Raw genomic sequence first — 15,722 nt, 5'->3', positions numbered from 1 at the left:
GCAGGGATTTTTCATTGAGCAAGCAAAGCAAATCGTCCGACTCACCCCTTCTGCAACAACGCCTTCAAACTCGCCAACCGGTCCTTCGGCGTCATCGGCGCTTCGTCTTCGGTGGGCGGCGGCGCTTCGTCGAGCCCCATCTCCGGAATAAAGCGCGACGGCTCGCACACAATGGTCTCTCGCGCGCGCTTGCGCTTCTTGCACCAGTTCAGATGCAAACTGCGTTGCGCGCGCGTAATCGCGACGTACATCAGCCGGCGTTCTTCCTCGATGCGCGCATCGTCAACCGGGGTATCGTCGTCGCTGCCGCCGCGGTGCGGCATGATCCCTTCCTCGACACCAACGAGAAACACGTGCGGATACTCGAGCCCCTTCGACGCATGCACGGTGGACAACCGCACCGCGTCCGGGTCTTCTTCCTTGCCTTCGAGCATCGACATCAGCGCGACCGTCTGAATCAGGCCGAGCAGGTTTTTACCGGTGTCCGCGAGGCCGTCGGCGTTATCGAAGCCGGTGGCGTCGCCGTCTTCGGTCACTTCAGGCTCGGGCTTCGTGCCCTTGCGCTTTAACCACTCGAGAAACTCGAGCACGTTCTGCCATTTCGTCTGCGCCTGCCGTTCGTCGAACGCATCGTACAGATAAGCCTCGTAATGGATCGCCTCCATCAGATCGTCGAGCACCGTGGTGGCCGGATCCTTATCGGCGCGCTCGGTGAGCCGCTGGATGAAATCGCAGAACATGCGCAGCGGCTCGACTTGCCGCGCCGACAACCGCGCTTCGATGCCGCCCATATACACGGCCTCGAACAGCGACACCTTCGCCTGTCCCGCGAACGAGCCGAGCGCCTCGAGCGTGGTATTGCCGACGCCGCGCCGCGGCGTGGTGATCGCGCGGATAAAGGCCGGATCGTCGTCGGCATTCGCGATCAGCCGCAAGTACGCGCAAATATCCTTGATCTCCGCGCGATCGAAAAACGATTGCCCACCCGACAGCACATACGGAATCCGCTCGCGCCGCAACACCTGCTCGAAAATGCGCGCCTGAAAATTGCCGCGATACAGAATCGCGTAATCGCGAAACTGCGCGCGCCGCTCGAACTTGTGCGCGGACAGCCGGAACACGACGGACTCGGCCTCGTGCTCCTCGTCGTTGCACGGCGTGACGGTGATCGAATCGCCCATGCCGTGCTCGGACCACAGCTTCTTTTCGAACAGTTTCGGATTGTTCGCGATCACGTTGTTCGCGGCGGTCAGAATGCGCACCGTCGAACGGTAGTTCTGCTCGAGCTTGATCACATGCAGCTTCGGGAAATCCTTGCCGAGCTGCGCGAGATTTTCGAGCGTCGCGCCGCGCCAGCCGTAGATCGCCTGATCGTCGTCGCCGACCGCGGTGAACGCGGCGCGCGGGCCGGCCAGCAGCTTCAGCAATTCGTACTGGCACGCGTTGGTGTCCTGATACTCGTCGATCAGCAGATAACGCAGCTTGTTCTGCCAGCGGTCGCGCACCGGTTCGTTCTGCGCGAAGAGCTCGGCGGGCAGGCGGATCAGATCGTCGAAGTCGACGGCCTGATACGCATGCAGCGTGGCGACGTAATTGCGGTAGACGATCGCGGCCTGATGCTCGTCTTCGTTCGCGGCGATCGCCATCGCCTGATCGGGCATGATCAGCCCGTTTTTCCACAGTGAAATGATCGACTGGATTTTGCGGATAAAGCCCTTGTCGGTCGAGCCGACCTGCTCCTGGATCATCGCGAAGCAGTCGTCCGCATCCATGATCGAGAACTGCGGCTTGAGGCCGACATGCTCGGCTTCCTGACGCAGAATCTGCACGCCGAGCGAGTGGAACGTGCAGACGGTCAACTGATTGACGGGTACCTTGCGGCCTTCCTTGCCGGGCGTGGTCAGCGTCTTGCCTTCGAGCAGCTTGCCGACGCGCTCGCGCATTTCGGCGGCGGCCTTGTTCGTGAAGGTGACGGCCGCGATATGGCGCGGCTCGAAGCCCTTCGCTTCGATCAGGTGCGCGATTTTCTGCGTGATGACGCGCGTCTTGCCGCTGCCCGCGCCGGCGAGCACGAGACAGGGACCGTCGAGATAGCGCACCGCTTCGCTTTGCGCGGAGTTAAGGCCTGCGGACATCGTCAGTGGGTTTGGCAATGAAGGGCGCGCGGCGCAAAGGCCCGGCCCGTGATACGTGGCTGCTGCGAGCGGCGGCGATAACCGCGCGCGAAAAGCGCGAACCGTCGGCGCGGATGGGTTCGACTCGCGCTGCCGCTTGCAAGGACCCGCGATGTTAACACGGATGACCGGGGCGCAACGGTGGCAAGACGTCGATCATCAACAACCCATCACGCCGCAGCGCCCCATCCCTCACACCGACGGATAATCGCGCTTCATCACCTCGGCAAGAAACGCCGCGACCGCCGTAATCCGCGGCACGCGCCGCAAATACTGATGCGCGCTCATCCACACATCGCGTTTCACCTGCACCTGCTCCGCCAGAATCCGCACAAGCCCGAAGCGCTCCGCGCGCGCGAACGTCGGCAGCATGACGATGCCCGCACCGGCCGCGGCCGCAAACATCTGCGCGATCATGCTCGTGGAGTGAAACGCGATCGGCGGATTGTCGATCGCATCTTCGAGCCAGCGCACCGCGTCGAGCTGGATCAGATCGTCGACATAACCGACGAAGCGGTGCTGCCTCAACGCCTCGACGCTGTGCGGCGTGCCGAACGACGCCAGGTAATCGGGATGCGCATACAGATAAAGCGTGAAGCGCCCGATCGGCTCGATATTGAGGTTATTGCCGCGCGGTTCGAAGAAACCGAGAAAGAGGTCCGCCTCGCGGTGCGAAATGCGTACATCGGTCGCCGACGTCACGAGCTCCACGACGATCCCCGGCTGACGCCGCTTGAACTCGACAAACTGCTCGCTCAGATACAGCGAAGCAATGCCCTCCATCGTCGCGATGCGCACATGACCGGATAACCCCGGCTGCTCCCCGTTCAGCAGATCGCCGAGCGTCAGCACATTCGCCTCGACCGCTTCGACATGCGCGAGCATCTCGCGCCCCTGCGCATTGAGCCGGTAGCCCTGCCGGTCGCGTTCGAATACCGGCGTTTCGAGTGCGAATTCGAGCGCCGAGATGCGCCGGCCGACCGTTGCGTGGTCCATGCCGAGCACACGCCCCGCTTTCGAAAGATTGCCCGCGCGCGCCACCGCGAGAAACACCCGCAAGTCGTCCCAGCTCAGACGATTCATGTTCATGGCAGCAGCCGGTGTTCTGTTTTCATGGCGCCATTCTCGCAGTGCAAATTTGCACATGCCATAGATTGTTTTCCGGTTCGCGTTGACAAGTTGCTTTCATAGACTTCGCATCAGTGGCCGGCGCTTCGTCGCGGCCCATCTGACGACCTGACGGAGAACACCGATGGCCCAAAGCGACACGGACTGGGAAGCGATCCTCGCAAGCGAACGCTTCAAACGGCTGGCGCGCCAGCGCCGCAACACGATCGTCGTGCTCGGCGTGCTGGCCGCGATCTACTACTTTTCGATTCCCGCGCTGATCGCGTGGGGCCCGGACGTGTTCCGCATCAAGCTGGCCGCGGGCCTCAATGTGGGCACCGTGTTCGCGGTCTCGCAGTATCCGTTCGGCGGACTGATTGTCTACGTTTTCATGCGCCGCACGGCTGCGCTCGATCGCACGGCAGCCGGTCTTGCCAGGCAGCAGCCCGAAGCAGGCATTTCCCTCGCGGAGGAACATCATGCGTTCTAGTCTGCTGCGCGCCGCCTGGGCGGCGGCGATCTTCGGCGGCACGACGCTCTGCGCGCATGCCGCCGGAACGGGCGCCGGCGGTAGCGCCGTCAGCCATCCGCTGCTGACCTACACGGTGTTTGCCCTCGTCATCGCCTCGACGCTATTGATCACATGGTTCGCCTCGCGCAGCAACCGCACCGCAGGCGACTTCTATACGGCGGGCGGTGGCATCGGCCCCGCGAAAAACGGCCTTGCGATCGCCGGCGATTATCTGTCCGCCGCCGCGTTCCTCGGCGCGTCAGGGCTGATCGCGCTGTACGGCTTCGACGGCATGATCTATCTGGTCGGCTTCTTCGCGGCGTTCATCCCGGTGCTGCTGTTTATCGCCGAACCGTGCCGCAATCTCGGCCGCTACACGATCGGCGACGTGCTCGTCGCGCGCAACAGCTTCCGTTCGACCAAAGCGGTATCGGCCGTGTCGAGCGTGGTCGTTGCGCTCGCGTACATGATTCCGCAGATCGTCGGCGGCGCGGTGATCGTGCGCGCGCTCGTCGGCATCGACTACAACGTGTCGGTCTGCGGCGTCGGCGGATTGATGCTCGTGTACGTCGCGTGCGGCGGCATGAAGGCAACCACCTGGGTGCAGGTCATCAAGGCCGTGCTGCTGATCGGCACGTCGTTCGTGCTCGTCGTGCTCGCGTGGCTGCCGTTCGGTTTCCATGTGCCCGCATTCATGGATGCCGTCGTGCACAGTCCGTTCGTACAGGCTCACGTCGCATCGATGTCGGCCGCGCACGGCCTCACCGGCGACGCACTCGGCTGGCGCTTCCTCGAACCGGGCCTGTATCTGAACAAGCCGCTCGAACTGCTGTCGCTCGGGCTCGCACTCGTGCTTGGTACCGCCGCGATGCCGCATATCCTGATGCGCCTGTTCACCGTGAAGGATGCGAAAGCGGCGCGCCAGTCGGTGATGTGGGCGATGCTCGGCATCGGCGTCTGTCATCTGTCGATCGTCGTGATCGGTTTTGCGGCTGCGTATTTCGTCGGCGCGCCGCTGATCGCTTCGCTCGACAAGGGCGGCAACCTCGCGGCGCCGCTGCTCGCTCAGGCGCTGGCCGGCGGCCGGGGCAGCGTGGGCGGCGACCTGATGCTCGCGTTTATTGCCGCAGTGGCGTTTGCGACGATCGTGGCCGTGGTCGCGGGCCTCACGCTGGCCGCTGCTTCGTCGCTTGCGCACGACGTGTATGTCGGCGCGGTGAAGAGCGGACGCGCGACGGACAGGCAGCAGGTCACGGCCGCGCGTATCGCGACGCTCGTGGTCGGTGCGGTGGCGATCGCGGTCAGCATTCTCGAGCGTGGACAGAACGTCGCACAGCTCGTCGGCCTCGGCTATGCGGTCGCGGCGTCGGCGAATCTTCCGGCGCTTGTGCTCACGCTTTACTGGAAGCGCACGACGACGCAAGGCGTGCTGGTCGGCATCGTCGGCGGAACGCTCGTGGCGATTGGCCTCGTGCTCGTCTCGCCGAACATGACGTATCCGGCGATGGTCCGCGCGCAGGCGCTGCATCAGGTCGCCGATATCGACCGGCAACTGGCCGCCGGCGCGCCGCTAGTCGATACCGCAAAGCAACAGCAGTTGCTGAGCACCCGCGCCGCCGCGCAATCGGCCGCCGATGCGATCGCGCCCGACGCGACGAGCATCGTCGGGCTCAAAGCGCCGCTTATCGCTTTGCGCAATCCCGGAATTATTTCGATTCCGATCGGATTCCTGCTGGTTTTCATGGTTTCGCTGTTCACGCGGGACGCCTCGGCGCGCAAGCGCTGGGCCGAACTCGTCGTGCGTCGCGAGACGGGCTACGGCGCGATGACCGCCGTCGATCACTGACATTCACCCTTCGAGTTCTATCACCATGTCCTCTCTTCCTGTCGTGAAGGTTGCCGCGGTTCATGCGGCGCCCGTGTTCCTGAACAAGCGCGCAACGGTCGCGAAAGCCGTTTCGCTGATCCGCGAGGCGAGCCGCCACGGCGCGCAACTCGTCGCGTTTCCCGAGTCGTATATCCCCGCGTTTCCGGTGTGGGCGTCGCTGTGGGCGCCGATCGACAATCACGATCTGTTCGAACGGTTCGCGAACGAAAGCCTCTACGCGGACGGCAGCGAAATCGCGGAAATCGCCGCCGAAGCCGAGCGCAACGGCGTGTTCGTATCGATGGGTTTCAGCGAGCGTTCGCACGCGAGTGTCGGCTGCCTGTGGAATTCGAACGTGCTGATCGACGATCGCGGCGAAGTGCTGAACCTGCATCGGAAACTGGTGCCGACGTTCTACGAAAAACTCGTGTGGGCAGCAGGCGACGGCGCCGGTCTGCAAGTGGCCGATACGCGGATCGGCCGCATCGGCGGACTGATTTGCGGCGAGAACACGAATCCGCTCGCGCGCTATTCGCTGATCGCTCAGGGCGAACAGATTCATATTTCGAGCTGGCCCGCGCTGTGGCCGACGCGCCGCCCGGTTACCGGCGGCAACTTCGACAACGTCGCGGCCAACCGGCTGCGCGCCGGCGCGCATTCGTTCGAAGCCAAGGCGTTCGGCATTATCTGCGCGGGCTATATGGATGCGGAGATGCGCGACTTTCTCGTTGCGCGCGACCCCGCGGCTGCCGCGGTGCTGGACGGCTCGCCGCGCGCCGCAACGATGTTCGTCGACCCGACCGGCACGCCGCTTGGCGACATGCTGTCCGACGAAGAAGGCATTGCGTACGCGCAATTCGATCTGAACCGGTGCATCGAGCCGAAGCAGTTTCACGACGTGGTCGGTTACTACAACCGCTTCGATGTGTTTTCGCTGACCGTCGATCGCGAGCGGCGCGAGCCGGTGACGTGGCGCACGCCAAGCCGCCCGACGGTCGTGCCGCAGCCGGTCGCCGAGGCGGTATTGGTGGACGACTGAGCGTTAGCAAATCCAATGAGTGACGTCCGCGCGCATGCCACAATTGAGGCGTGCGCGCAGCCCCCGCCGCGCGCCGTTTTTGCAGGAGCACGACGTTCGCATGACTTCGCCGCTGAAAATTGGATTGATGGGTTATGGCTTTGCCGGCGCGACATTTCACGCGCCGGTCATCGAACACAGCGGCCGGGCGCAGGTCGCGGCAATCGCGACGGGCCAGCCCGACAAGGCGCGCGCCGACTATCCGAAGGCCACGGTCGTGCCCGATCTCGATGCGCTGCTCGCGCTTGCCGACATCGAATGCATCGTGATCGCGACGCCGAACGACACGCACTTCGCACTTGCGAAGCGCGTCCTCGAAGCAGGCAAGCACGTCGTAGTCGACAAGCCGGTCACACTGACGGCCGCCGAAGCACGCACACTGGCCGACCTTGCGACTAGCCGCAAGCGCGTCTTCGCACCGTTCCACAATCGCCGCTGGGACGGCGACTTCATGACCGTGCGCGCGTTGTTCGAAAGCGGCGAACTCGGTCGCGTCACCGTCTTCGAATCGCACTTCGACCGCTTTCGCCCGGAGATCCGGCAACGCTGGCGCGAGGACGCAACGCGCGGCGGCGGCCTGCTGCTCGACCTCGGCCCGCATCTGATCGATCAGGCGCTTGCGTTGTTCGGCGTACCGCAGACGGTCTATGCATCGGTGAAAGCGCATCGCGATCGGGCCGCCGCGCCCGACTACGTGCACCTGCAACTCGGCTATGCATCGCATGAAGTGCTGCTGCATGCGAGTGCGCTGACGGCGATCGTCGCGCCGCGCTTCACGATTCACGGCACACGCGGCAGCTACGTGAAGTACGGCCTCGATACGCAGGAGGACCAGCTCAAAGCCGGCTTGCGGCCTGGCGATGCGGGCTTCGGCGGCGGCAACGCAGCGGGCACGCTGCGCGCGCTCGACGCAGCAGGCGCTCAGGAAGTCGAGCGTGCATGGCCGACTCGCGACGGGGCGTACGTCGATTTCTATCGCGCATTGGCCGCGTCGATTCGCGACGGCGCGCCGTTCCCGGTCAGCGCGCAGGATGCCGTCGACGTGATGACGGTGATCGAACTGGCCCAGCGCAGCAATGACGAAGGCGTGCGCCTGCCGTTCAAGCGCAGTAGCTAAGCTGACAATCGGATTTCGACCGCGAGGTTTCGACAGCGGTCTCGGTTTCTTCTCACCGCACGAGCAACCAACAGTTACACAAACGTGACACGGCCGCGTCATCGCGAGCGGCCGTTCGCCCGTTGCTTCCCCTTATCGATCACAATAACCAACCCTGATAAGGAGAGCCTTCCATGCAACGTCTGATTCGCGCACTCGGCTGCTGCGTGCTGGTTTCGTCGCTGGCTGCTTGCGTCGTCGAGCCGCCGCAGGCCGCGCGTCCTATCCCTAACCCGCATGAAGTCGCGGTGCAGCGCTTCGACCAGGTCGAAGGTCGGATCGACAATATGAGCCGCCATGTCGACGCGCGCGTGAACCAGGGCTACTATCCGCCGCCGGTCGGCGCCGACATGCACCGCCGTCTCGACACGATCCGCCACCAGGCAAACGAGATGGCCGCACACCGTGACGGCGGCATTTCCGGCGACGAGCAGCGCACGCTGAACGACGAACTCGATTCGACCGCGATCGCCATCAACCGCTGATAACCGCTGATCTCGCTGATCTCGCTGATTGCGCCGACTTCGACAAATCGGCAATCGGACCGCGCGAAGCGCAGAGCATCCACCGCAGCGCACAATCTGCTCCGCGCCTCGCGCGTGCGGCGCATGCCGCGGGCCCGACCCGCGTCAGGACGCCCGCGCCCAAAGCTTCAATTGACAAGCGAAATACCGTCGCGTACATTCGCCGCACGCGTCGGGAGAGCGCGCTGGCCGCATCGCAACATACGCCATGCAAAGCCGCGCCGCCGAAGGGGCACACCCGCAAACTCTCAGGCAAAAGGACCGACCGCGTCGAAGAATCCGTCTGACAATCGTTGGCTCATCGGGCTAACGGGCTCGATCGGGCACCGGTTCTTCGCACTCTGGAGAGCGGCAGTAGCGTGCAGCGCACGCAAGCTGCCCACCGAAGGGGCGCGCGCTACGTAGCAACGTCGGCGCAATCTCTCAGGTACCGAGGACAGAGGGGGCATGCAGGCATCACTCGTCGGCCGAAGGGCTGCGAGGCTGCACAGCATGGCTCCGAATCCGTCGAACACCCTGAGGCCGCGCCCCGATGACCGAACTCAAACGCACCCCGCTCAACGCCACGCATCGTGCGCTCAATGCACGCATGGTCGATTTCGGCGGCTGGGACATGCCCGTCAACTACGGCTCGCAGATCGAAGAGCACAAAGCCGTGCGCACCGACGCCGGCATGTTCGACGTGTCGCATATGTGCGCCGTCGATCTGAGCGGCCCGCGCACGCGTGAGTTCCTCGCTTACGCACTTGCCAACAACGTCGGCAAGCTGCAAACGGCAGGCCGCGCGCTGTACTCGTGCCTGCTCAATCCCGAAGGCGGCGTGATCGACGATCTGATCGTCTATTTCTTCGACGAAACGAACTTTCGCATTGTCGTCAACGCGGCGACCGCCGACAAAGATATCGCGTGGTTCAACCAGCTCAACGCGGACCGCGGCTTCGGCGTGACGATCGCGCCGCGCCGCGATCTCGCGATCGTCGCGGTGCAAGGTCCGCAGGCGCGTGAAAAAGTCTGGCAAACGGTGCCGGCCGCGCGCACCGCGACCGAAGCGTTGAAGCCGTTCAACGCGGCGCGGGTGAACGCCACGCCGTTCGGCGACCTGACCGTCGCGCGCACCGGTTACACGGGCGAAGACGGCTTCGAGATCATTGCGCCGGCCGTGCACGTCGAAGCGTTGTGGAAAGCGCTGCAGGCGCAGGGCGTGCGCCCGGCCGGCCTCGGCGCGCGCGACACGCTGCGCCTCGAAGCCGGCATGAACCTGTACGGCCAGGATATGGACGACGGCGTCTCGCCGCTCGATGCCGGCCTTGCCTGGACCGTCGACCTGAGCGCGCCGCGCGACTTCGTCGGCCGTGCCGCGCTCGAGGCGAAAGGCTCGCAGCAGGCATTCGTCGGCCTGATCCTGCAGAAGGAAAACGGCAAGGCCGCGGGCGTGCTGCGCGCGCATCAGAAAGTCGATACGCCGCATGGCGCAGGCGAGATCACGAGCGGCACGTTCTCGCCCACGATGCAGGAATCGATCGCCTTCGCGCGCGTGCCCAAAGGCGTGCAGCCCGGCGATGTCGTGCATGTGCACATCCGCGACAGAGCGTTTCCCGCAAGCGTGGTAAAACTGCCGTTCGTGCGCAACGGCAAGGTGCTCGTCAGTTGAACGGCGGTCCGGCCATCGACGACGCGCAGTCCAGTCCGTCGCGTGCGTTCCCCGTTCACCTCTAACCGCATCAATCGCGCAATCAACCGCACAGGAGCAACCGATGAGCATCCCGGCCGATCTGAAATACACCGAATCGCATGAATGGGTCCGCACCGAAGCGGACGGCACGCTGACGGTCGGTATCACCGACCACGCGCAGGAAGCGCTCGGCGATATCGTCTTCTTCGAAGTGCAGCAACTGGGCAAGACCGTCGCAGCCGGCGACACGGTCGCCGTCATCGAATCGGTCAAGGCCGCTTCCGATATCTATGCGCCGGTTTCGGGCGAGATCATCGAGATGAATCAGAGCGTGGTGGATACGCCCGATTCGGTGAACAGCGCACCGTATGAAAACTGGCTCTTCAAGGTCAAGCCGACCGCCGGCGCAGCGCAAGACCGGCTGATCGACGCCGCCGCCTACGGCAAGTCGATCGGCGAGTAACTTTCAACAACCGGCGCGGCGGGCCGACACGCACACACGTCGCATCAGCCGTACACGCCGCGCCAGCAGGAATTTTCAATGAAGCTCGAACACCCGGACCGTCTGATGAACCGCACCCCTCTCTCGCTCGCTGCGCTCGAAGTGCACGATGCCTTTGCCGAACGGCACATCGGTCCCGATGCCGCCGATCAGCAGGCGATGCTCGACGCGCTTGGCTTCGCCTCGCGCGCCGCGTTGATCGATGCGGTGATTCCTAAGGCGATCCGGCGTGCCGATGCGCTGCCGCTCGGTCCGTTCGCGGAACCGAAAAGCGAGGCAGAGGCGCTCGCTGCGTTGCGCGCGCTCGCGGACAAGAACCAGGTGTTCCGCTCGTATATCGGGCAGGGCTACTACAACGCGCACACGCCGGCCGTGATTTTGCGCAACGTGATGGAGAACCCGGCGTGGTACACGGCGTACACGCCGTATCAGCCGGAAATCTCGCAAGGCCGTCTCGAGGCGCTGCTCAACTATCAGCAGATGATCGTCGACCTGACGGGCCTCGCGATGTCGAATGCGTCGCTGCTCGACGAAGCGACCGCTGCCGCCGAAGCGATGACGCTGCTGCAGCGCGTCGGCAAATCGCAGTCGAACGTGTTCTACGTGGCCGACGACGTTCTGCCGCAAACCATCGAAGTGGTGAAAACGCGCGCGACGCCGGTCGGCATCGAAGTGAAAGTGGGCCCGGCTGCCGATGCCGCGAAAGCGAACGCGTTCGGCGTGCTGCTGCAGTATCCGGGCGCGAACGGCGATGTGCGCGACTACCGCGCGCTCGCCGATGCGGTGCACGCAGCGGGCGGCCACGTGATCGCCGCCGCCGATCTGCTCGCGCTGACCGTGCTGACGCCGCCCGCCGAATGGGGCGCGGACGTCGCCGTCGGCAACTCGCAGCGCTTCGGCGTGCCGGTCGGCTTCGGCGGCCCGCATGCCGCGTATCTCGCGGTGCGCGACGAATTCAAGCGGCAGATGCCGGGGCGCCTTGTCGGCGTGACCGTCGACGCGCAGGGCAACCCGGCGCTGCGTCTCGCGCTGCAAACGCGCGAGCAGCATATCCGCCGCGAAAAGGCGACGTCGAATGTGTGTACCGCGCAGGCGCTGCTCGCGATCATGGCGAGCATGTATGCGGTCTATCACGGCCCGCAAGGCCTGAAGACGATCGCGCTGCGCGTGAACCGCATGGCCGCCTTGCTTGCAGCAGGCGCGAAACACCTCGGCTATACGCTCGTCAACGAAACGTTCTTCGATACGCTGACGTTCGAAACGGGCGCGCGCACGCAGGCGCTGCACGACGCGGCGACGGGCAAGCGCATCAATCTGCGCCATGTCAGCGACACGCGCGTCGGCCTCTCGCTCGACGAAACCACGACGCGCGCGGACCTCGCCGATCTGCTCGCCGCTTTCGCGCAAGCTGCGTTCGTCGATAACGTGCCGACCGTCGACGAACTCGACGCGCAACTGGGCGCCTCGAACACGTTTCCGGCGTCGCTCGAACGCACGAGCGCGTACCTCACGCATCATGTGTTCAACCGGCACCATTCGGAAACGGAAATGCTGCGCTATCTGCGCAGCCTGTCGGACAAGGATCTCGCGCTCGACCGCTCGATGATCCCGCTCGGCTCGTGCACGATGAAGCTGAACGCGACCTCGGAAATGCTGCCGGTCACGTGGCCCGAGTTCGGCCAGATCCACCCGTTCGCGCCGGCCGAGCAGACGGTCGGCTACCGCGAAATGATCGATCAGCTCGAACAGATGCTCGTCGCCGCGACCGGCTACGCGGCTGTCTCGCTGCAGCCGAATGCAGGCTCGCAGGGCGAGTACGCGGGTCTGTTGATCATTCACGCGTATCACGCGTCGCGCGGCGAAGGGCATCGCAATGTGTGCCTGATTCCGGCGTCCGCGCACGGCACGAACCCGGCGTCGGCGCAAATGGCGGGCATGCAGGTGGTGGTCGTTGCATGCGATGGGCAGGGCAACGTCGATATCGAAGATCTGAAGAAGAAGGCCGCGCAGCACGCTGAAAAGCTCGCCGCGATCATGATCACGTATCCGTCGACGCACGGCGTGTTCGAGCAGAACGTGCGCGAGATTTGCGAGATCGTGCATGCGCACGGCGGCCAGGTCTACGTGGACGGCGCGAACATGAACGCGATGGTCGGGTTGAGCGCGCCGGGTCAGTTCGGCGGCGACGTGTCGCACCTGAATCTGCACAAGACGTTCTGCATTCCGCACGGCGGCGGCGGACCGGGCGTCGGGCCGGTTGCGGTCGGCGCGCACCTTGCGCAGTTCCTGCCGAACCAGACGTCGACCGGCTACGAGCGCGACGCGCACGGCATCGGCGCGGTGTCCGCGGCGCCATACGGCTCGGCGTCGATTCTGCCGATCTCGTGGATGTATATCGCGATGATGGGCGCGGCCAATCTCACGGCGGCCAGCGAGACCGCGATCCTGAACGCGAACTACGTCGCGAAGCAGCTCGCGCCGCACTATCCGGTGCTGTATGCGGGGCCGGGCGGGCTCGTCGCGCACGAGTGCATTCTCGATCTGCGGCCGATCAAGGACACGAGCGGCATTTCGGTGGACGACGTCGCGAAGCGGCTGATGGACTACGGCTTCCACGCGCCGACCATGAGCTTCCCGGTGCCGGGCACGCTGATGGTCGAGCCGACCGAGTCGGAGTCGAAGGAAGAGCTCGACCGCTTTATCGAAGCGATGATCGCGATTCGCGACGAAATCCGCGCCGTCGAAGAAGGCCGCGCCGATCGCGAGGACAATCCGCTCAAGCACGCGCCGCATACGGCGGCGGCGGTGGTGGCGGATGACTGGAAGCACGCGTATTCGCGCGAAACGGCTGCTTATCCGCTGCCGACGCTGATCGCGCGGAAGTATTGGCCGCCGGTGGGTCGTGCCGATAACGCGTATGGCGATCGCAATCTGTTTTGCTCGTGCGTGCCGGTGGCGGATTACGAGTAAGCGCTAAGGCGAGTTTCCGCCCGGCGACGCACGCGCCTCGATGTGGCGTGCGTCGCGGCGGCGGTGAGTTGCGGTCGTAAGTGAAGTTGCAGCTGAACTAAAGCGCGTATCAACGCGCCGGAATGAAAGCGTGCCACGCGTCCACGAAACGCGCTTCGGCATGCGCATCGCCGCGAGCCATCGCGGATGCCAGTTCGCAAAACTGCGCCATTTGTTGGTCAGCCGGATAGCGATGCTGCAGCGCTGCCCCTATTTGAGCGAAGCATTGCGCCGCCTGCTGCGGCTGTACCTTCTGCATGCGCTTGCCGGCCAGCGCGAGCGCAATCCAGGCCATCAGCCCGCATTTGAAATCGTGACTGGCAATCTGTTGCGTGTTCTGCGTCGGGCTGGTCCGGAAATAACTGAGCGGTTCGTTCAGGTAACCAAGAGGCTTTTTAAGGCTGGCGGACAGGAAGAAGCCGATATCGCCGAGGCCTTCGAATGAGATGCCTTCCATACGCGATTCCGCCAGCAAGTCCGCGACCTCATGATTGAACACTGCATTCGATAGCTCGCCAAACCAGTTATTGCATTGAGGGATCGTGGTAGCGAATACGAAATCCGGCTCCAGCGACAGGATGCGATGCTGATGCTGCGCAATCACATCGGGACGAGGCAATTGCGCGACCGGTTGCCCCGACTCGATGGCCGTCCAGCGCATGCTGACCGTGCAATCGAACTTGCCGGTCGCATGAGCCATCGTGTGCCGTTCGTAGAAGAGCGGGTAGATCACGTCGTCGTCCAGCAGGAAATGGATGAGTGGTGTCGCGCCGTTCCACGCTTTCAGCAGATGACGGCAATTGGCGAACGCGCCCTGGCGCGGGCCGTCGATCACCTCGATATTCATCGCCTGGGTTGCGGACTTGAGCGGCTCGCTCAGCAGCGCCGCCTTGAAGGCGCCGTTAGGGCTGTCGTCCGAGATAATGATTCGCGCTGGCTTGACCGTCTGATGATGTAGCGCCGTCAGAAGCTCGTTTAGATACTTTGGCTTGAACGCTGGGACAACGGTGGTGATTTGCATGAGAGGCTTGGGTTCGCACTAACGGTTGCGGAAAAGAGAAGCGGTCAGGAGAAATGCTCGAGCACGCTCGCGGTCACGGCTTCGATGTCGGAGGCGTCGAGGTACGGCGCCATCGGCAGGCTCAGTACGCGATCCTGCAGACGCTCAGCAATCGGTAACGCGGGCCACGCTTCGTTCGCATAGGCTTGCTGACGGTGACACGCCGTCGGGTAGTGCACCAGCGTGCCGATTCCTTTTGCGTTCAGATGCGCCTGCAGCGCAGCGCGATTCGCGGCTCTGACGACGTACAGATGCCACACGGGCTCGGCGCCCTCCAACACATGCGGTAATTCCAGCGGCGTATGCCCGAGCGCTTCCGTATAGGCGGCAGCCACCGCGGCACGTCGAGCGTTCTCGGCATCGAGGTGACGCAGCTTCACGCGCAGAACAGCGGACTGCATCTCGTCGAGTCGCGAATTGACGCCCGCCATGTCGTGCCCGTATTTCACGCTCGATCCGTAGTTGCGCAGTTTGCGCAGCGTTGCGGCGAGCGCGTGGTCGTTCGTGGTGATGGCGCCGCCGTCGCCGAGGCTGCCCGCGCGCCGGCCGCGATAGCGCGCGCCGTGTGCCTGGGCGGCATCCTCGATCACGCGCACTCCGTGCCTTCGTGCGATCGCGTTGATCGGTTCCATGTCTGCTGGCTGGCCGTACAGATGCTCCGGCATGATGGCGCGCGTGCGCGGTGTGATGGCGGCTTCGATCAGCTTCGGATCGATGTTGCAGGTGCGCTCGTCCGGTTCGACGGGCACGACGCGCGCGCCCGCCTGGCTCACCGCGAGCCAGGTCGCAATAAACGTGTTGGACGGCACGATCACTTCGTCGCCCGCGCCGATTCCGTACGCGCGCAAGATCAGGTGCAGCGCGTCGAGGCCGTTGGCGACCCCAATGCAATGCGCAACGCCGCAGTAATCGGCGAACTCGCGCTCGAACGCCGACGTTTCGTCGCCGAGCACATACCAGCCGGATTGCAGCACCCGGTCGATCGCCACGCGAATCGCCGCATCGTGCGGCGCGTTGACCCGTTTGAGATTGAGAAAATCGATTGTCATGGCAAGGCGTGGG

12 protein-coding genes and 2 riboswitches are annotated in these 15,722 nt (G+C 64.3%); of the genes, 8 read left to right on the top strand and 4 right to left on the bottom strand.

From position 1 onward, the window contains the following. Window positions 1-41: 41 nt before the first annotated feature. Window positions 42-2,135 (bottom strand): UvrD-helicase domain-containing protein, encoded by a 2,094-nt coding sequence (locus tag BTO02_RS00345; RefSeq protein ID WP_075155325.1) that lies wholly within the window; start codon window positions 2,133-2,135, stop codon window positions 42-44. 231 nt (window positions 2,136-2,366) lie between these two features. Beyond that, on the bottom strand, window positions 2,367-3,263 hold the full coding sequence (locus BTO02_RS00340) for a LysR family transcriptional regulator (protein ID WP_075155324.1): 897 nt from the start codon (window positions 3,261-3,263) through the stop codon (window positions 2,367-2,369). A gap of 163 nt (window positions 3,264-3,426) precedes the next feature. Here BTO02_RS00340 and BTO02_RS00335 point away from each other — a divergent pair, with 163 nt between their 5' ends. The 8 genes from BTO02_RS00335 to gcvP all read left to right on the top strand — a co-directional run bounded on the left by BTO02_RS00335 (window position 3,427) and on the right by gcvP (window position 13,561). Continuing rightward, complete coding sequence (locus BTO02_RS00335) at window positions 3,427-3,771, top strand: DUF485 domain-containing protein (protein ID WP_075155323.1); 345 nt, start codon at window positions 3,427-3,429, stop codon at window positions 3,769-3,771. Further along, a complete protein-coding gene (locus BTO02_RS00330; protein WP_075155322.1) occupies window positions 3,761-5,638 on the top strand; it encodes a solute symporter family protein in 1,878 nt (625 codons plus the stop codon). The genes BTO02_RS00335 and BTO02_RS00330 overlap by 11 nt, the downstream gene beginning before the upstream one ends. A 25-nt stretch (window positions 5,639-5,663) precedes the next feature. After that, window positions 5,664-6,698 (top strand): carbon-nitrogen hydrolase family protein, encoded by a 1,035-nt coding sequence (locus tag BTO02_RS00325; RefSeq protein ID WP_075155321.1) that lies wholly within the window; start codon window positions 5,664-5,666, stop codon window positions 6,696-6,698. Window positions 6,699-6,798: 100 nt separating this feature from the next. Beyond that, window positions 6,799-7,854, top strand: coding sequence for an oxidoreductase (locus tag BTO02_RS00320; protein WP_075155320.1), 1,056 nt, complete (start codon window positions 6,799-6,801; stop codon window positions 7,852-7,854). Between the two features lie 173 nt (window positions 7,855-8,027). Further along, window positions 8,028-8,378 carry a hypothetical protein gene (locus tag BTO02_RS00315; RefSeq protein ID WP_075155319.1) on the top strand — a complete coding sequence of 117 codons (351 nt, stop codon included), beginning with the start codon at window positions 8,028-8,030 and terminating at the stop codon, window positions 8,376-8,378. Between the two features lie 202 nt (window positions 8,379-8,580). Next, window positions 8,581-8,691: riboswitch (glycine riboswitch) on the top strand. 57 nt (window positions 8,692-8,748) lie between these two features. Continuing rightward, window positions 8,749-8,867: riboswitch (glycine riboswitch) on the top strand. Between the two features lie 82 nt (window positions 8,868-8,949). Beyond that, entirely contained in the window at window positions 8,950-10,068 is a 1,119-nt protein-coding gene (gene gcvT, locus BTO02_RS00310; RefSeq protein ID WP_075155318.1) for a glycine cleavage system aminomethyltransferase GcvT, read from the top strand. A gap of 103 nt (window positions 10,069-10,171) precedes the next feature. After that, window positions 10,172-10,552 carry a glycine cleavage system protein GcvH gene (gene gcvH, locus BTO02_RS00305; RefSeq protein ID WP_075155317.1) on the top strand — a complete coding sequence of 127 codons (381 nt, stop codon included), beginning with the start codon at window positions 10,172-10,174 and terminating at the stop codon, window positions 10,550-10,552. A gap of 78 nt (window positions 10,553-10,630) precedes the next feature. Continuing rightward, on the top strand, window positions 10,631-13,561 hold the full coding sequence (gcvP, locus tag BTO02_RS00300) for an aminomethyl-transferring glycine dehydrogenase (RefSeq protein ID WP_075155316.1): 2,931 nt from the start codon (window positions 10,631-10,633) through the stop codon (window positions 13,559-13,561). 109 nt (window positions 13,562-13,670) lie between these two features. On the opposite strand, the gene BTO02_RS00295 is transcribed toward gcvP, so the two are convergent. Then, window positions 13,671-14,621: a glycosyltransferase family 2 protein gene (locus BTO02_RS00295; protein WP_075155315.1), complete on the bottom strand. Its 951-nt coding sequence runs from the start codon at window positions 14,619-14,621 to the stop codon at window positions 13,671-13,673. A gap of 44 nt (window positions 14,622-14,665) precedes the next feature. Then, the gene (locus tag BTO02_RS00290; protein ID WP_075155314.1) at window positions 14,666-15,709 is read right to left on the bottom strand and encodes a DegT/DnrJ/EryC1/StrS family aminotransferase; all 1,044 of its coding nucleotides are present in this window, start codon (window positions 15,707-15,709) and stop codon (window positions 14,666-14,668) included. Window positions 15,710-15,722: the final 13 nt, after the last annotated feature.

The sequence above is a fragment of the Paraburkholderia sp. SOS3 genome (genome assembly GCF_001922345.1).
In the GTDB taxonomy this organism is placed as follows: Bacteria; Pseudomonadota; Gammaproteobacteria; order Burkholderiales; family Burkholderiaceae; genus Paraburkholderia.
This window is presented reverse-complemented; position numbering and strand designations above follow the sequence as displayed.

Bases quoted from the DNA above. Each gene is read 5' to 3' on its own strand.
- BTO02_RS00295 (WP_075155315.1), bottom strand. From the start codon at position 14,621: ATGCAAATCACCACCGTTGTCCCAGCGTTCAAGCCAAAGTATCTAAAC.
- BTO02_RS00340 (WP_075155324.1), bottom strand. From the start codon at position 3,263: ATGAACATGAATCGTCTGAGCTGGGACGACTTGCGGGTGTTTCTCGCG.
- BTO02_RS00320 (WP_075155320.1), top strand. From the start codon at position 6,799: ATGACTTCGCCGCTGAAAATTGGATTGATGGGTTATGGCTTTGCCGGC.
- gcvP (WP_075155316.1), top strand. From the start codon at position 10,631: ATGAAGCTCGAACACCCGGACCGTCTGATGAACCGCACCCCTCTCTCG.
- BTO02_RS00315 (WP_075155319.1), top strand. From the start codon at position 8,028: ATGCAACGTCTGATTCGCGCACTCGGCTGCTGCGTGCTGGTTTCGTCG.
- BTO02_RS00345 (WP_075155325.1), bottom strand. From the start codon at position 2,135: ATGTCCGCAGGCCTTAACTCCGCGCAAAGCGAAGCGGTGCGCTATCTC.
- BTO02_RS00325 (WP_075155321.1), top strand. From the start codon at position 5,664: ATGTCCTCTCTTCCTGTCGTGAAGGTTGCCGCGGTTCATGCGGCGCCC.
- BTO02_RS00290 (WP_075155314.1), bottom strand. From the start codon at position 15,709: ATGACAATCGATTTTCTCAATCTCAAACGGGTCAACGCGCCGCACGAT.
- BTO02_RS00330 (WP_075155322.1), top strand. From the start codon at position 3,761: ATGCGTTCTAGTCTGCTGCGCGCCGCCTGGGCGGCGGCGATCTTCGGC.
- gcvH (WP_075155317.1), top strand. From the start codon at position 10,172: ATGAGCATCCCGGCCGATCTGAAATACACCGAATCGCATGAATGGGTC.
- gcvT (WP_075155318.1), top strand. From the start codon at position 8,950: ATGACCGAACTCAAACGCACCCCGCTCAACGCCACGCATCGTGCGCTC.
- BTO02_RS00335 (WP_075155323.1), top strand. From the start codon at position 3,427: ATGGCCCAAAGCGACACGGACTGGGAAGCGATCCTCGCAAGCGAACGC.